This window comes from Paenibacillus ihuae, assembly GCF_001368795.1.
Taxonomy (GTDB): domain Bacteria; phylum Bacillota; class Bacilli; order Paenibacillales; family Paenibacillaceae; genus Paenibacillus_AQ; species Paenibacillus_AQ ihuae.
Window position 1 is genome coordinate 1,698,301 of record NZ_LN831198.1, and the last position, 15,581, is coordinate 1,713,881.

Genomic DNA, 15,581 nt, shown 5'->3' on the forward strand with positions numbered 1-15,581 from the left:
AACATAATATGCGGTCGTGGCGGAATTGGCAGACGCGCACGGTTCAGGTCCGTGTGGTAGCAATATCGTGGAGGTTCGAGTCCTCTCGACCGCATCATGAATTCAATAAAGGCACGTATAGTCACCCTTTCGGTGTTATACGTGCCTTTTTTGTATGTTTGAAATTAAACTCCTATCCCCGTATTGCGTTCCAAGAGACGGGTGATGACTGCCGATGGATCTGCAGACATGAGTTCGATCTCCTTTGTGTGAAACAATTCGTTTTCGAAGTAAATGAATAAGATTGATATATGTCAGTTATATAGATATGATTGATATATATCAATTAAATTATAAATTTAATTTTGTTCCTAGAAAAAGAAAGGTGAGGAAATTGCAGAGAAACACTTCAGAAAATGCTCCAAGGGAGCAGCTTGAAAATGCACTAGGAGAGCAGCTGAATGCACTGCTCAGCGCTTCGCATGCCATAAATGTCAGAGCCGCAGCCCGCTTCGATGCTTCCTTACAGCCTGCTGCATTTCATCTAATCCGCTGGCTGTACGCTTACGGGCCGGCCAGTGCTGCTGTGCTGGCGGATTCTACGGCCATGGACCGCAGCTCGGTCAGCCGGTTGATCAAACAACTGGAATCTTTGGGTTATGTGCGCAGAGAGGCCTCTCCTGAGGATGGCCGGGCTATTCTTTTGTCATTGACTGAGCATGGGCAGCAAATGACGGTTGAAGCGCTTAAAGAAAAGGGATCTTTATTTTATGAGCGGATTGCCGGCTGGGAAGACAAGCAGCTGCATGAATTTATTGGACTGCTTAGAAAGTTTAACGGCTTGGAGGGTTAGCCGGAACTCTATTCGTCTCTATTCCGTTCCTTGGGTGTAATCTGATCCGGCCGCCGCTCAGATGCGTATAGTCCATCCAGTTCAGCTATAGCCGGGAGATTCCATACTCTGGTAAAATGATGGAGCGAATAGCTTAGAGGGCCTATGGTAATGAATTCAGGTGTGTTTTATTCGGATAGGGGGATGTCTGTTGATTATAGAAAAATTGGATGAGGTTCGGAAAGAAGAGTTCCTGAACTTCTGCCGGAAACACCGGAATGAGCTGGATGATTCTTTTTTGTATGAAGAGGACCTTGCGGAATATGAGCCTAATGCTGAGAATCCTACTTACATTGCGCTGAATCCGCAAGGGACAGTCGCTGGAGCGGCTTCGCTGATACTTAATGATTACAGCCGCAGAGGCCGGAAAGCCCGGTTCCGTATTCTGCATGCGGAAACGGATGACCCGGCAGTATACCGGGAGCTGCTGCAAGCGGTTCTTCAGCATACAGCAGGGCTGGATAAGGTGAATATTTTTGTTCCAACGGTAAATACGGGAGATATGGATAAGCTTACAGCGGCGGGGTTTACGGTCGAAAGATACTCCTATCTGCTTGTCCGGGACGAGGAAGTACTGCCTGAAATCAGTATTCCGGAGGAGTATGAGCTAAGGCCTTTCCGGCCCGGAGCCGATGAAGCCGTCTGGTGTGAGGTCAGAAATGCGGGCTTCGCTAAGCTTAAGGGGAGTGAGACGCCGGCAACTCCGGATATGGTGAGTTCCATGATTGCCGGAGCCGATTATATCGAGGGCGGAATGCTGCTGCTGTATCACGGCGGCAAGGCTGTCGGGATTGTGCGCGGGGCTGATGATGAGTACAATGATGCGCCGATTATGAATATTGGACCGGTGGCGCTCCTGCCTGAATATCAGGGCAAAGGACTCGGTCGAGTTCTGCTTAGAGCAGCGCTGCATCTCTCAAGAAACAAGGGCTATACCCGCAGCATCCTGTGTGTGAATGCGGAGAATGAACGGGCACAAGCGTTATACACCGGTGAAGGCTTCAAGCAGGTGGAGGCAGCAGCCTGTTACAAATATGATTTGACGGTGCAATAGCAAAACACTATACGTGAGCAGAGCAGCGATTTTCCCATTACCGGAGAATCGTTGCTCTTCGTTTTTGGTCCATTGTTGCTTGCTTCAGCAGATTATGGGCAATGGCAGCCTTCGCAGCTCTTCATCCCATTTTCATTATTACAATAAAAAGCAGGATAATTTCGTTCTGCGTAGAAAATTTTTACATAATGATATTTAATTTGGTTAATTTTTTGAATCGAAAGGAATATGCCTATGAAAACGCTGGTTATTGTGGATGATGAGCCGTCGGTGATAAACGGGCTGCGCACCTATGTCGATTGGGCCGGGCAGGGAATCGAGCTGATAGGCACTGCTGACGACGGGGATACAGGACTTGCGCTAATAAGTGAACTTAGGCCCGATATCGTGCTGACTGATGTGCAGATGCCGGCTATGGATGGGATCGCAATGGCGGCGGAGGTCCGTGCACTGCTTCCGGACACCAAAATTGTGTTCATCAGCGGGCATAATGATGCCGAATATCTGCGGTCAGCGCTGCAGATGCATGCGGCGGATTATATTTTTAAGCCGGTGAGCCGTAAAGAATTATCGGTGGTGATGGGCAAAGTGACAGCAGCGCTGGATGAGGAGCGGAGGGAGCGGCAGCTGGTGAAGGATATGCAGGTTAAGCTGACGCAGAGCATGCCGTTACTTCGTGAGAAATTTCTGCTGTCTGTGATCAGTGACAACATCCATCCGGAACGGGTTCATGACAAGCTGGTCTTTCTGGGGCTGCAGAGCCTTGCAGCGGACAGTTATATTATTATGGCCATTGTAATTGATGATGTGCCGCTGGTGATGGATGTCCGCACCGAGCAGGATAAGCAGCTGTTATCGTATACCGTGTTGAATATTATTCAGGAAATTATAGATGAACAGATGCGGGGAGTTACTTTTGAAAAAGAGCCGGGTGAGTATGTCGGTATTCTCCTGCCCGGCCAGCGGTTCTCAGAAGATGATCTGCTGCAGCTGGCGGAATTGATACGGGATAACCTGCGGAAGTGGCTGAAGCTGAGTGTGACCATCGGAGTCGGTGAGGGGGTAAGAAGCCTTTCCGAGCTGCCGGCATCCTATAGGCAGGCCCGGGGAGCCGCTGACCAGAAATGGTACCTGGGTAAAAACCGGATTCTCACCATGGATAACATCGAATCCGCGGAGAATCTCCGCTACCGGTTTGAGCCGGAATGGGGGGAACGGGTGCTGACTTCGATCAAGTCTGGGGATAGCAGCCGCCTGCATGCAGAGCTAGCTGAAATGTTCGGCCTGCTGGAGAAAAACCGCGGGCAGGGTCCGCGTTATGCGCAGAACGTCAGTCTGCATCTGATTCTGCAATCCGGCCAGGTGCTGCTGGAGCTGAACGGGATGACGGCAGAGTGGGAGCAGCGGGAGCTGGCGGCCTGGAAAGCGGTGGCCCGGCAGGAGACAATGCAGGATCTGCTGATATTTACAGAGACGTATTTGCAGCAGGTCTGTGAATTCGTGCAGGTCAAGCGGAGCGGTAAAGCGAATGAGACAATTGCGCGGGTCCGCCGCCTGATCGAGGCGCGTTATGCCGAGAATTTGACCGTAGCTGATATCGCAGCCGGGGTATATCTCAGTCCCACTTATGTCAGGCTGCTGTTCAAGCAGGAGACAGGAGAAACGCTGTTCGAGTACTTAACCAAGGTTAGGATCGAGAAGGCCAAGCAGCTGCTGGGTGACCCCCAGAACAAATTTTATGAGGTCTGTTATGCGGTAGGCTATACCGATCCCAGCCATTTCAGCAAGCTGTTCAAAAAAATGACCGGCTTTACACCAAGCGCCTACCGGGAGCAGCACCATTAGATTCGTGCAACGGAAGGAAGGGAGAGTACTATGCAGTTTGGCTGGAATTATCTGAAAGGCCTTCTCCAGGGGATTCTGGCGGCACGAAAATGGCTGCTGGCATACATCCTGCTCATTCTGCTGCCTGTCTCCATTCTGCTGGCTTCCTTTTATACGCGTTCCAACAGGATCCTGGAAGAGGAGGTCACCCGTACCATGCAGCTAACCTTGAAGCAGGCGGGGCTGAATTTAACCTATAAACTGGAACATATCCGTGACAGCAGCAACTCTGTTTTTATGAATCAGATCCTGTATGAGAATCTCCAGCGGCGAAGCAGCATCACTGACCAGCTCAAACAGATCAAGGAGCTGCGTAATCTGGCTGAGACCGCCAGGGAGAACGGGGATATTTTCCGGACGCGTTTTTTTGTAGACCCTTCCCGGCTGTATGCAGGAGACAGAGTGAATCTATACAAATTGAACGACATTAAGCAATATCCATGGTACACAGCTGTGATGGAAGCGGGCGGAGGCATGGTCTGGACCGGGGTGTATCAGGAGAGCTATAACGATATAGGGGTCAAAAAAATCTTCTCGGTAGCCCGAATGCTGCGCAATCCGCAGAATTATGAAGAGATTGTCGGCGTTCTGGTTATGGATGTTTCCGAAGAGCTGATCGGTGAGATTCTGTCGGAGCTTCATTTCTCGGATACCTATGCTCCTTATCTGCTGGACGGTTCGGGAAATGTCATCTATAGTTCTGTCGAAGCGGACGCTGATCCGGCTTCGTCAGCCTCAATGCTGCCAGCGGAGCTGCTGGATACGATCCGGCACTCGGAGGAAGGCATTCAGCAGAGTAAAGACGGCCGCAAAGCTGTAAACGTAATGTATACCACCATCGGTCCGTCCGGGTGGAAGCTGGTGGCCAGGGTAGCCCAGTCCGAAATTTCGCACCGGGCTACGGCGCTGAACCAGTTTACCAGTATAGCCACTCTCGCGGGGATCACCATTCCTTTTCTGGTCCTCTCTTTTGTCCTGCTGATGTTCATGACCCAAAGCATGCAGCACAGGGTGCAGATGATCCTGAAGATGATCCGCAAGGAAGGGATCGGATGGCTGGAAGAGCGCCGCTCCATGCCGGACGGGGATTTCCGTCTGCTGGAACGCAGCGTGGATCATCTGATTCATAAAGTCAACAATCTGATGGAGGAGTCGTATCAGGCCAAAATGCAGGAACGGGAGGCCCAGCTCCGGACGCTTCAGGCGCAGATTAATCCCCATTTTCTGTACAATGCCCTCGATATGATTAACTGGTCGGCCATTTCGCATGATGCGGAGGATACCAGCCAGATGATTGAAGCGCTGGCGCATTATTTCCGGCTCAGCCTCAATAAAGGGCGTGATAATGTTAGCATTAGCGATGAGCTGGAGCTAGCCAAAGTCTTTTTGGAGATTCAGCAGAACCGTTTTCCGTCTACCTTTACGTTCACCATTGAGGCCGGGCCGGGACTTGCGCCATATATCATTCCCAAGCTTACCCTTCAGCCGCTGGTGGAGAATGCACTGCTTCACGGTATCCGTAAAACCAAAAATAAACAGGGAACGATCACCATTGCTGCCCGGCTGGAGCAGGATACCGTTGTGCTCACCGTCTCTGATGACGGCATCGGCATGAGCCCTGAACAGGGGCAGCGTCTGCTGCGCGAGCCTTCCTTGGAGAAGCAGGATAACGGTTCGTCCGGCTCCTTTGGCCTCTATAATGTCAACGAGCGAATCCGTTATTTTGCCGGCAACCGCTACGGATTGTCCATCGATTCGGAACCCGGAAAAGGGACGGTCGTCACGGTAAGAATTAAAGCGGTTACATCAGAGTGAGGCCACGCGGAATATACAGTCGTCAGAGACCAGAAATAATCGGATTACCACCTACAATACCACCTGGATGAACTCGTATAATCATCTCATAAACCAGGTGGAGGTGAGTAACTTGGGCACAGGTGTCACGGATTTGAAGCGGAAGAATAATGTCAAGAGGGCCAGGACCCGTTCAGTAAGCAAGTGGAGGCTGGCCTGGAGAAACAGGGATTATTATGTACTGCTGATTCCAGGACTCCTGTTTCTGCTGCTCTTCAAATATACACCGCTCTACGGCGTACTGATTGCGTTTCAGGATTTTAATATTTTTGAGGGGATCAGAGGCAGTGAATGGGTCGGGCTTGAGCAATTTCATAAGCTGATCCAGTCGGAGGAATTTGGAAGGGTTTTCATGAATACTCTGCTGATCAGTGTGTATAAAATTGTGCTGCTGTTTCCGTTTCCGATTTTTATCGCACTGGTGCTGAACGAGGTCAGGCTGATGTTCTTTAAGCGGACGATCCAGACGATCATTTATTTGCCGCATTTTCTCTCGTGGGTGATTATCTCGGGGTTATTCGTGACCATTCTATCGACCTCCGGGGGGCTGGTCAACAATATCATCCAGTCGTTCGGCGGCGAGCCCATCAGTTTTTTTGTCAGCAACGAGTATTTCCGCAGTCTGGTTGTGTTCACGGCAGGATGGAAGGAGACGGGCTGGAATGCCATTGTGTTTATTGCCGCCATCGCCGGAATTGACCAGGAGCAATATGAAGCCGCTGCCATTGACGGGGCGGGGAGAATCCGCAGAATGCTCCATATATCGCTCCCGGGTATCCTGCCTACCGTTGTGCTGATGTTCATTCTCCGCCTCGGTTCGGTACTGGATGCAGGGACAGAGCAGATTCTCACCATGTACAATCCGGTTGTCTATGAAACCGCTGATGTCATCGGGACCTTCGTGTACCGCATCGGCCTTGGCAAAATGGATTACAGCTTCAGCACTGCCGTCGGTCTGTTCAACTCGGTTGTCGGTTTTATCCTGATTATCTCAGGCAACTATATCAGCCGGAAGCTGCTGAAGCGCGGTATCTGGTGAGCGGGAAGGGAGAGTGGAAAGATTGACGAAACGAACCAAGGGCGATCTGGTGCTGGACACGGCTGTTTATTTCTTCCTGATTCTCCTGGGTGTCATCATGCTGCTGCCGCTTATCAACGTGCTATCGAAGGCTATCAGTGCGGAATGGGCGATCACCTCCGGGAAGGTAGGCATCCTGCCTGTAGGCTTCCAGCTGGATACGATGAAGGAGGTCATCTCCTCCTCAACATTCATCCGGGCCTTCGGAGTCTCGGTAGGCGTTACTGTAGTCGGAACCGTAATCTCTATCCTCATGACTGCGCTAACCGCGTACCCGTTATCGAAGCGCCTGCCGGGCATTCCGTTTATTATGGTGCTGTTTATTTTCACCATGCTCTTCAGCGGGGGGCTGATCCCAAACTACCTGCTGATGCGGCAGCTGCACCTGATCAACAATCTTTGGGTTCTGATTTTGCCGGGAATGATCAGTGTGTTCAATCTGCTGGTGATCAAGAGCTATTACGAAAGCCTGCCTGAAGCACTCGAAGAGTCGGCACGGATCGACGGGGCCAAAACCTACACGATTCTGTTCCGGATTATTCTGCCGCTTAGCATGCCGGTCATTGCAACGATCGCCTTGTTCTATGCGGTCGGGTTCTGGAATGATTATTTTGGCCCGATGATCTATATCAATGATACGGCGCTTAAGACGCTGCAGCTCTATCTGCAGGACGTAGTGATGGATGCCAGTGCAGCGAATGCCGTGAACAAAAGTGTGGATGATCTCATGAACATGTCTCCCGAAGGAATCCGTGCGGCAACAGTAGTTGCTTCGACGGTGCCCATCCTGTTTGTGTATCCGTTCCTGCAGAAGTATTTCATTAAGGGCGTGCTCATCGGCTCCGTCAAAGGCTGAGCCGTGATCCAATATTTGAGGAGGGTTATACGTATGAAATATACAAAAGGCTGGTCTCTTCTGCTCTGCACCGGACTGCTGCTGGCAGCTGCTGGCTGTGGCTCATCGGGTAACAATGGTAACGGAAATAAGGAAGCTGCAGAGGCGACTAAGGCTCCGGCGAGTGCTGCCGCCACTACCGCGCCAACAAAAGACACGACTAAACCTGAATTGAAATCGCTCAATTTGTGGTCGAAGGATGATTATAATACGTATCCGCTTGCCAAGGTCATCGAAGAGAAGACGGGGTACAAAGTGAAATATGAAATGCTGCCCGCCGACAAAGCGATGGATAAGCTGAACCTGCTGATCTCGTCCGGCGAACCCTACGATGTCATTACTATTTCCGGTGAAAAGGCCGTTTACACGGATTACGCAAAAATGGGGGCGCTGGTCGATTTGACCCCGCTCATTGAAGAATATGGCCCGAATATTAAGGCGTCCATCTCTGAAGCCTCCTTCGATGCGGTGAAAGTAGACGGCAAAATCTTCGCCATCCCGAACAGCTCCTCGCAATTTGCCGGCGCCGACCTGATGATCCGCCAGGATTGGCTCGACAAGCTGGGCCTGAAAACACCTACCACCCTGGACGAATTCACAGAAGTATTGAAAGCGTTCAAGGAAAAGGATCCCGGCGGCAACGGCAGCAGCGGCGCTCCGATGTCAATTGACGGCGGCCTGGCAACGACAGCCAATATTACCGGCGCTTTCGGCATCGGCACCAGCTGGAATAAGCTAGACGGCAAGCTGGTACCGCCGCCGCTGCACCCGGGCTTCAAGGAATATCTCACGTATATGGCTGACCTGTATAAGCAGGGTCTGCTAGACAAGGAATTTGCCGTCAACAAGGATGCTACCCTGAAGGAGAAATTCACCAGCGGCAAAATCGGTGTTATTCAGCTGCCCTGGTATGATATTCCGAGCGTTGCCGATGCCCTGAACGCCAATTTCCCGGATGCCAAGTTTGTATATCTTCCGGCCTTGAAGGGTAAAGACGGGCAAATGGGCCTTGGCATGAGCGGAGGCTTTGACCGCCTGACCTTTATTCCGAAATCTGCCAAACACCCCGAGGATGCCATCAAGTGGATCAATGACAAGCTGGATAAAGACACCTTCAAGCTGATCGCCATCGGGGAAGAAGGCAAACATCATACGTATAAAGACGGTATCTACAGCCCGATCCTGCCGCTGTTCACAGATGAACGGGGCAATGCCAGCAACTATCTTACTGGTATTGATGAGAAGCTCTACCCGATCTACTGGCAGGCCCGTGTCCAGAAGGATGCACGCTTGTTCGCAGGCTTCTCGTATCTGAACAATGAACTGCCTGCTGAAGCGCGGATTTCCGATCCGCTTGCACTGGCGCCGTCGCTTCCTGAATATTCTAAGAACAACGCTTCGCTGAATCAGATGATCAATGATTTTGCCGTAAAGGTGATTGTCGGTGAGGAATCTCCGGATGCCGTGGACGCTTTTGCCGATAAGTACAAAGCAGCCGGCGGAGAAGCCAGCTACAACGAGGTTAACGATTGGTACGCAGCCAGCGGTAAATAGCAGGCAAGTAAAAAGAGAAATATAAGATGAACTTGGGAACTGGCATAACTGTATAGAATGAACTTGAAAAAGTATATTTGTGAAGAGTGGCGGAAGGGGATTTTGGAACTGTAGGAGCGGAAGAGTCCGCCTGAAAGCTTTCCGCAGGAAAGCTCGCTTCGGAAGCATAGGCAGTCTGCGGATTTCCACCGCGAACAGCGGTATATAATCAAGAAATCTGCAGAAGGGCAGCGGCCGGAAGTCCAAATATTCTCTGGAGTCACGGCCCATCACATAATAGAAAAATCAACAGTTCAATTTTGATATACCCTATGTACAGCCCCAAACTCGTCTTATATAGCAGGAGGAGATCAAATGAAAACCTACCGGATGCGGATCAGCGAGGTTCCGCTTCAGGATGATTGGGATGTCATTGTTGTCGGAGGCGGGCCGGCCGGTTGTACAGCAGCAGCCGCAGCTGCGCGGGAAGGTGCGAGAACGCTGCTGATCGAAGCGACGGGAAGCCTGGGCGGGATGGGCACCTCGGGGCTTGTGCCGGCCTGGTGTCCTTTCTCAGATATGGAGCAGATTATCTACAGAGGGCTGGCCATGAGAGTGTTCGAGGCGCTGAAGGCGCAGATGCCGCATGTGGCTAAGGACGCGATGGACTGGGTGCCGATTGAACCGGAGAAGCTGAAGGTGATCTACGATGATCTGGTCCAGGAGGCAGGAGTGACTGTATTATTTAACACGCTGCTGGGCTCAGTGGAAACAGAGCCGGAGGGCAGAGTTACCGCCCTGATTACGGCCAGCAAAAGCGGACTTCAGGCACTTCAGGCCAAGGTTTACATTGATTGCACGGGCGATGCCGATGTTGCAGCCTGGGCAGGGGCGGAGTACCTCAAGGGCGATACAGCGACCGGTGACCTGATGCCGGCTACACACTGCTTCAATCTGGGCAATGTGGATGAGTATGCTTATCTGAACGGTCCGCTTCTGCACAACAATAATAAGCAGAGTCCCATCTTTGATATCCTCCGGTCAGGCAAATATCCGCAGATTCCGGACTCGCATATCTGCAACAATATAATCGCACCGCGCACGGTAGGTTTTAACGCCGGCCATTTATGGGATGTGGATAATACGGATGCTTACTCGGTATCGGCTGCGCTGATGCAGGGCAGAAAGCTGGCGGCCGTCTACCGGGATGCGCTTGCGGAATTTATGCCGGCTTCCTTTGGCAGTGCCTTTGTAGCCAGTACAGGTTCACTTATGGGTGTACGGGAGACGCGGCGGATCACCGGCGATTATGTTCTTAGTGTCGATGATTATGTGAACCGCCGCAGCTTCGAGGACGAGATCTGCCGCAACAGTTACTTTATTGATATCCATGGAACGGAAAAAGAAGAGAAGCAGGCCGGAGGCAAGCCGGAGGTAATAAAACGGTACGGCCCCGGTGAATCCCATGGTATTCCCTACCGCTGCCTGACTCCCCGCTCCCTGCAAAATGTACTGGTAGCCGGACGCTCCATCTCTGTAGTGCGCGAGGTCCAGGGCAGTGTCCGGGTGATGCCGGTCTGCCTGGCTATGGGTGAAGCGGCGGGAATTGCTGCAGCGCTGGCCGCACAGCTTCCGGGTCATGATGTCCATACTGTCGATGTTCAGATCCTGCGCAGACGGCTGAAGGAGGAGGGTGCCTATCTGCCCGATCCACCGGTGGTACAAGCCGGAGAGTCTGCTGATCAAACGCAGAATGGGGCTTTTAAATATCACTAAGGAAGTGTGGGTGTATGCACTCTGGTCCGGCGGTTTCGCAGAATGGCGTTGATCTCTCCGCCGGCCAGAATGATGATGGAGCTGATATACAGCCAGATCAGCAGGATCATTACACCGCCAAGACTTCCGTAGGTTTTGGTGAAATCGCTGAACTGGTTGACATATACGGAGAACAGCACCGAGGTAGTGATCCAGCCAATCGTGGAGAAGAAGGCTCCCGGCATCACTTCCCTTAGCCGCAGACGCCGGCTGGGGGCAATCCAGTAGAGCAGGGTGAACACCACGAACATCACGAAGAGAGGAACGGTATATTGCAGCAGATCCCAGAGCTTTTGCAGACCATAAGGCAGATCAGCCAGTAAAAATACCTGTGTCTTCAGCCAGCTGCCGAGAACGAGCAGCAGAATGCTGAGCAGCACCACAAAGCCGATGAACAGGGTGGCGAGGAAGGCAATCCCCCTAATTTTCCAAAACACCCTGCTCTCATCAATATCATAGGCGCGGTTCAGCCCCTTGATGATCGCGCCCACACCTTTGGAAGCAGCCCACAGAGTAGCCAGCATCCCGAAGGACAGTAAGGCCTGGCTCCGCCCCTCGGAGACATCCTGCAGAATCTCTTCAATAATGGAGACGGCTTCCACCGGCATAATTTGCTCCAGTTGCTGGATTTTATCCTCCAGGGAAATATTGGCATATCCGATGAGTGTCATAATAAAGATCAGAAACGGAAACAGGGAGAGAATAAGATAATAGGTTAATTGCGCACTAATCCCCTGTACATCATCGTTTTTTATTTTTTGGAACAGTTCTTTTAGAAAAGAGTACACCCCGGCCGCATTCTTCTTCATAATTCCCTCCTCAGCTTCTTCTATAATATGCACCAGCCTGTCTTTAATATTATTATTAACCTAAATTCAGCGGACATTTTGGACAAGTGGATCCCCATAGCTAATATGCCAGTGAAGATGCTTGGAATCCTGATAATTGCCCAGGTTGGTAGACACTCTGCAAGCTCCGTGCTGTTCTGTTACCATGGCCGCTACTTTTTGAATGACATCGAGAAGTTCCAGCAAGAGTTCATTGTCGCATTGTTCCAAAGTTAGCAAGGAGGCGATATGCTTCTTGGGAATAGCTACAATATGGACCGGATAAAAAGGTCTGGTATGATGATAAGCCAATACGTTGTCTGTTTCCAGGACTTTATCTATAGCTGTTTTACCGTTCAGTACTTGCTCGCAATAAAAATCTTCGCTCAAAGCTAGTCCTCCTTAAAAAGATAGTTGTACCTTCTTGGTTTTCCGTCTTCCAATATCCTTCAAATGTTTCTTCTGGGAAATGAAGGACCTCACAGCTTTTCTGTGGACAGTCCGGTTAAATTCAGGGTATGAAGATGCGTGTGAAGCCTATAACTGGAAAAGGGGAATGTTATGAAGAAGCTGGAACCCGAGGATTATAAGGTGATCAAAAACTGGATTTACCGCAACGCCCGTCCGCTGGATCTAGCGCGGTGGAAATATCATTTCGAAGAGGGGGATCTGCCGGCTGTACTGGAAGCATTGGCGGCTTACCAGAATGAGGACGGCGGGTTTGGACATGCCTTGGAAGCGGACGCATGGAATCCGCATTCTTCACCAATACAGACGGGTACAGCGGTGGAGAGACTGCTTGAGGTCCATTTTCAAGATAACAATCACCCGGTCGTGCAAGGCATATTGAAATTTCTGGACAGCGGAGCCGAGATGGACGGAAACATGTGGCGGAATGTTATTGATTCGAATAATGATTATCCTCATGCGCCTTGGTGGCATACGGACTCGGACAGCACAGCCCGCAGCGTGTTTAACCCTACGGCAATCCTGGCAGGATTCATTCTGCGCTTTGCGGACAGGAACAGCAGGCTATATACACGGGGTTTCAGTATCGCCAAAGAGCTTGAGGAGCTTTTTTTGCAGGATCCACATATCGAAATGCATCCGCTGATCTGTATGGTTACACTGCTTGAGTGTATGGGTGCGGCCGGTATGCAGGAACAGTTCGCCTATGCTGAACTGAATGCAGCTGCAGCGAAGCAAATAACGGTGCTGCTGGAGAGAGATGCCGGAGACTGGAGCGGATACACCTGCAAACCCTCGGCATTCATCAAAACTCCGGAAAGCTTAGGGTTCAGTAACAACGCTGCTCTGGTTCAGAAGGAACTGGATTACCTATTGGAAATCAGGAATCCGGAGGGATTATGGGACCTGAACTGGAGCTGGGCCGGCTATGAACAAGCCTTTGCGGTCAGTGAGAACTGGTGGAAAGCGCATACAGCGATTGAGAAGCTGCTGTTATTGCGTGCATTCGGGCGGCTGGACTAAACTCATTTCACGCGAAAACAGCAAGCAGAGCAGCGTTCTCCCGCCATTGGAGGAACGCTGCTCTGCTTGTTTGGCTATTAGCGGCTTGCAACAAATTCACGCTCATAGATCTTCTGAACTTTATTAAGGACAGCGGGACCTTGATCGGCGAATTTAAGCCTGGATATTTCATCCTTGATCAGGAAAACCCCGGGTTCATTCTTATGCTTACCAAGCGCTGCATTGTACAGCAGTCCGGCACCGTAGCTAGGATGCCGAAAGAACATTTTCATAATCGGCTTCAGCCAGAAGGGAAGGCCGGATTTTTTACCGCCGCGGATCGTATTGTTACCCCCAGGGTCGGCGCTGCGGATCATGATTCCTTCTTTTGCCAGCTGCGAAGCGATTTCTTTTGTCCATAGGGACAGAGCCATTTTGGAAGTGGCATATGGTCCAAAAAGCTTTCTGAACTCCACCGGACGCTCCAGCAGGGTAGGGTCGAATTTCTTGAGGCTTAGTGTAGCATTGGAAGAGGTATTAATGACTGTCCTCAAAGACCCCTTAAGCAGCAGCTCCTTCAGTTCCATGGTGATAATATACGGGACAACAGCCTGCAGCTCGAAATGCATCTCACGCCCCTGTTTGGAATAGCTCAGCTCCGGGAAGCTGCCGCCAGCATTATTGAACAGCAGATCAAGCTTGGGTTCTCTCAGCCTGATCTCATCTAAAGCAGTGCGCAGAGTGCCATAATCGGACAGGTCTGCTGTGTAAATCCGCAGCTGCTTATTGCTTAGTGCATCACGGATCTGGTCGTCATCAGCTGGGAAAGCGGAACGGATCAGCGCAGCGATCTGCCAGCCCTCGGCAAGCATCCGGCGGGTAAGCGCAAGGCCGATGCCGTTGTTGGCACCTGTGATCAGGGCGGTTTCGGGTTTAAGTTGTATAGTCATCTTAATCTCTCCTTATCTTTATCATCAAGACCAGATAGGCTGTGTTGCTGTCGTTGCTTATCTGTGAATTGCGCTCATTGTATAACTTGGAGTCGACTCCAAGTCAAGCCGTTGATTTGCATAAAAAAGCAGCTTGACTTGGAGCTGACTCCAAGTTATAAAATAAAGAAATGAAGAAGCAGGAGGTGGCAAGATGAGTGAGGCGGTTGTTATGACAACGGGGTACTCCATCAAAGCGGCATCAGAGCTTACGGGAATTACGGAGGATACGATCCGGTATTACGAGAAGATTGGACTGCTGCCCCGGGCACAGCGGAAAGAAAACAGCCACCGGGTATACAGTGAGGGAGATGTTGAGCTGATGAAGCTGATATCCTGTCTGAAAAAGACGGGAATGCCGCTGGATGAGATGCGTCCTTATCTGAATCTGTCGCGTGATTCCAATTTGTCAGAATATCCGGAGCTATATGACAAGATCCAGATCCACAAGCGGAATATCCTGGAACAGATTGCTTCCTTGCAGCAGATTGTAGATTTTATTGACATCAAGGTCAACGAGGGCAGCTTTGTAGAGAAACAAAGGAATGAGGATTGTACTCTTACAGGGGATGTTAAACGCATGCCTGTCCGGAAAAAATAGATTTTGGTGAATCAGGCGCTCCAATCTGCCGGGATTGGGGCTTTTTTAATTGCCCGCTGCCGTATTCTTGCTTACAATAAGTAGCGGTTGGAAAAAGGAGGAAATCAAGATGAGACAGATTACTTATTCCCCGTCCAAGTATATTCAGGGCGAAGGGGAGCTTGCCAGGCTGGGCGCTTATTGCTCGCAGATGGGAGCCGGGGCGGCTTATGCCATCATTGACCCGTATATTCTTGGCGTCTATGGCCAGGAGATCCGAAACAGCTTCGCAGAGGAGTTGCTGCCGCTGACAGAACGTGAATTCAAGGGTGAATGCAGTATGAACCAGGTGGATCAAATTGTTGCGGGGCTCGACCTTGACACGGTGGGGGTCATTCTGGGAATAGGAGGGGGCAAAACACTGGATACGGCCAAAGCCGTCAGCCATTATGCAAACCTTCCGGTGATCCTCGTGCCTACGGTGGCTTCCACCGATGCACCCTGCAGTGCGGTGGCGGTGCTGTACACAGAAGAGGGCACGTTTGACCGCTATCTGTCTTTACGGCACAGTCCGGATACCGTTATCGCCGATGTCGGGCTGATCGCCAAGGCACCGGCCAGATTGCTGGCAGCAGGCATGGGCGATGCCCTGTCCACCTTTTATGAAGCCAGAGCGTGCCGCAAGTCGGGGGCTATCACTGAGGCCGGAGGGACAAGCTCCATTGCTGCCA

14 protein-coding genes and 1 tRNA gene are annotated in these 15,581 nt (G+C 51.1%); 12 read left to right on the forward strand and 3 right to left on the reverse strand.

The annotated features are described in order from the left end of the window. The first annotated feature begins 10 nt into the window (after window positions 1–10). The 9 genes from AQR02_RS07530 (at window position 11) to AQR02_RS07570 (ending at window position 10,945) form a co-directional block, all read left to right on the forward strand. A tRNA-Leu gene (locus AQR02_RS07530) sits at window positions 11–94 on the forward strand. Window positions 95–373: 279 nt separating this feature from the next. Next, complete coding sequence (locus AQR02_RS07535; RefSeq protein WP_054940051.1) at window positions 374–832, forward strand: MarR family winged helix-turn-helix transcriptional regulator; 459 nt, start codon at window positions 374–376, stop codon at window positions 830–832. Between the two features lie 190 nt (window positions 833–1,022). Next, window positions 1,023–1,925, forward strand: a complete 903-nt coding sequence (locus tag AQR02_RS07540) for a GNAT family N-acetyltransferase (RefSeq protein ID WP_054940052.1) — start codon at window positions 1,023–1,025, stop codon at window positions 1,923–1,925. Between the two features lie 234 nt (window positions 1,926–2,159). Then, complete coding sequence (locus AQR02_RS07545; RefSeq protein ID WP_054940053.1) at window positions 2,160–3,770, forward strand: response regulator; 1,611 nt, start codon at window positions 2,160–2,162, stop codon at window positions 3,768–3,770. A 30-nt stretch (window positions 3,771–3,800) separates the two neighbouring features. Beyond that, window positions 3,801–5,624, forward strand: a complete 1,824-nt coding sequence (locus AQR02_RS07550; RefSeq protein WP_054940054.1) for a cache domain-containing sensor histidine kinase — start codon at window positions 3,801–3,803, stop codon at window positions 5,622–5,624. 112 nt (window positions 5,625–5,736) lie between these two features. Next, the gene (locus AQR02_RS07555; protein WP_408637877.1) at window positions 5,737–6,702 is read left to right on the forward strand and encodes an ABC transporter permease; all 966 of its coding nucleotides are present in this window, start codon (window positions 5,737–5,739) and stop codon (window positions 6,700–6,702) included. Window positions 6,703–6,715: 13 nt separating this feature from the next. Next, a complete protein-coding gene (locus AQR02_RS07560; RefSeq protein ID WP_245237195.1) occupies window positions 6,716–7,597 on the forward strand; it encodes a carbohydrate ABC transporter permease in 882 nt (293 codons plus the stop codon). Window positions 7,598–7,630: 33 nt separating this feature from the next. Beyond that, on the forward strand, window positions 7,631–9,190 hold the full coding sequence (locus AQR02_RS07565; RefSeq protein ID WP_054940056.1) for an extracellular solute-binding protein: 1,560 nt from the start codon (window positions 7,631–7,633) through the stop codon (window positions 9,188–9,190). Between the two features lie 354 nt (window positions 9,191–9,544). After that, a complete protein-coding gene (locus AQR02_RS07570) occupies window positions 9,545–10,945 on the forward strand; it encodes an FAD-dependent oxidoreductase (protein WP_082451714.1) in 1,401 nt (466 codons plus the stop codon). On the opposite strand, the gene AQR02_RS07575 is transcribed toward AQR02_RS07570, so the two are convergent. Both AQR02_RS07575 and AQR02_RS07580 read right to left on the reverse strand, forming a co-directional pair. Further along, on the reverse strand, window positions 10,942–11,793 hold the full coding sequence (locus AQR02_RS07575; RefSeq protein ID WP_054940057.1) for a YihY/virulence factor BrkB family protein: 852 nt from the start codon (window positions 11,791–11,793) through the stop codon (window positions 10,942–10,944). The two genes, AQR02_RS07570 and AQR02_RS07575, sit on opposite strands and share 4 nt — an antisense overlap. A 66-nt stretch (window positions 11,794–11,859) precedes the next feature. Next, the gene (locus AQR02_RS07580) at window positions 11,860–12,201 is read right to left on the reverse strand and encodes an HIT family protein (RefSeq protein ID WP_054940058.1); all 342 of its coding nucleotides are present in this window, start codon (window positions 12,199–12,201) and stop codon (window positions 11,860–11,862) included. A 171-nt stretch (window positions 12,202–12,372) separates the two neighbouring features. On the opposite strand from AQR02_RS07580, the gene AQR02_RS07585 reads away from it, so the two are divergent. Beyond that, window positions 12,373–13,302: a hypothetical protein gene (locus tag AQR02_RS07585; protein ID WP_054940059.1), complete on the forward strand. Its 930-nt coding sequence runs from the start codon at window positions 12,373–12,375 to the stop codon at window positions 13,300–13,302. A 77-nt stretch (window positions 13,303–13,379) separates the two neighbouring features. Here AQR02_RS07585 and AQR02_RS07590 read toward each other — a convergent pair whose 3' ends face one another. Beyond that, window positions 13,380–14,231, reverse strand: a complete 852-nt coding sequence (locus AQR02_RS07590; RefSeq protein ID WP_054940060.1) for an SDR family NAD(P)-dependent oxidoreductase — start codon at window positions 14,229–14,231, stop codon at window positions 13,380–13,382. A gap of 193 nt (window positions 14,232–14,424) precedes the next feature. Between AQR02_RS07590 and AQR02_RS07595 the strand changes: the two genes are divergently transcribed. Together AQR02_RS07595 and AQR02_RS33700 are read left to right on the forward strand one after the other, a co-directional pair. After that, the gene (locus AQR02_RS07595) at window positions 14,425–14,871 is read left to right on the forward strand and encodes a MerR family transcriptional regulator (RefSeq protein ID WP_054940061.1); all 447 of its coding nucleotides are present in this window, start codon (window positions 14,425–14,427) and stop codon (window positions 14,869–14,871) included. 109 nt (window positions 14,872–14,980) lie between these two features. After that, the coding region (locus AQR02_RS33700) for an iron-containing alcohol dehydrogenase (RefSeq protein ID WP_245237196.1) at window positions 14,981–15,581 on the forward strand (601 nt) is incomplete at its 3' end.

Bases quoted from the DNA above. Each gene is read 5' to 3' on its own strand.
- AQR02_RS07595 (WP_054940061.1), top strand. From the start codon at position 14,425: ATGAGTGAGGCGGTTGTTATGACAACGGGGTACTCCATCAAAGCGGCA.
- AQR02_RS07550 (WP_054940054.1), top strand. From the start codon at position 3,801: ATGCAGTTTGGCTGGAATTATCTGAAAGGCCTTCTCCAGGGGATTCTG.
- AQR02_RS07585 (WP_054940059.1), top strand. From the start codon at position 12,373: ATGAAGAAGCTGGAACCCGAGGATTATAAGGTGATCAAAAACTGGATT.
- AQR02_RS07545 (WP_054940053.1), top strand. From the start codon at position 2,160: ATGAAAACGCTGGTTATTGTGGATGATGAGCCGTCGGTGATAAACGGG.
- AQR02_RS07570 (WP_082451714.1), top strand. From the start codon at position 9,545: ATGAAAACCTACCGGATGCGGATCAGCGAGGTTCCGCTTCAGGATGAT.
- AQR02_RS07575 (WP_054940057.1), bottom strand. From the start codon at position 11,793: ATGAAGAAGAATGCGGCCGGGGTGTACTCTTTTCTAAAAGAACTGTTC.
- AQR02_RS07565 (WP_054940056.1), top strand. From the start codon at position 7,631: ATGAAATATACAAAAGGCTGGTCTCTTCTGCTCTGCACCGGACTGCTG.
- AQR02_RS07590 (WP_054940060.1), bottom strand. From the start codon at position 14,231: ATGACTATACAACTTAAACCCGAAACCGCCCTGATCACAGGTGCCAAC.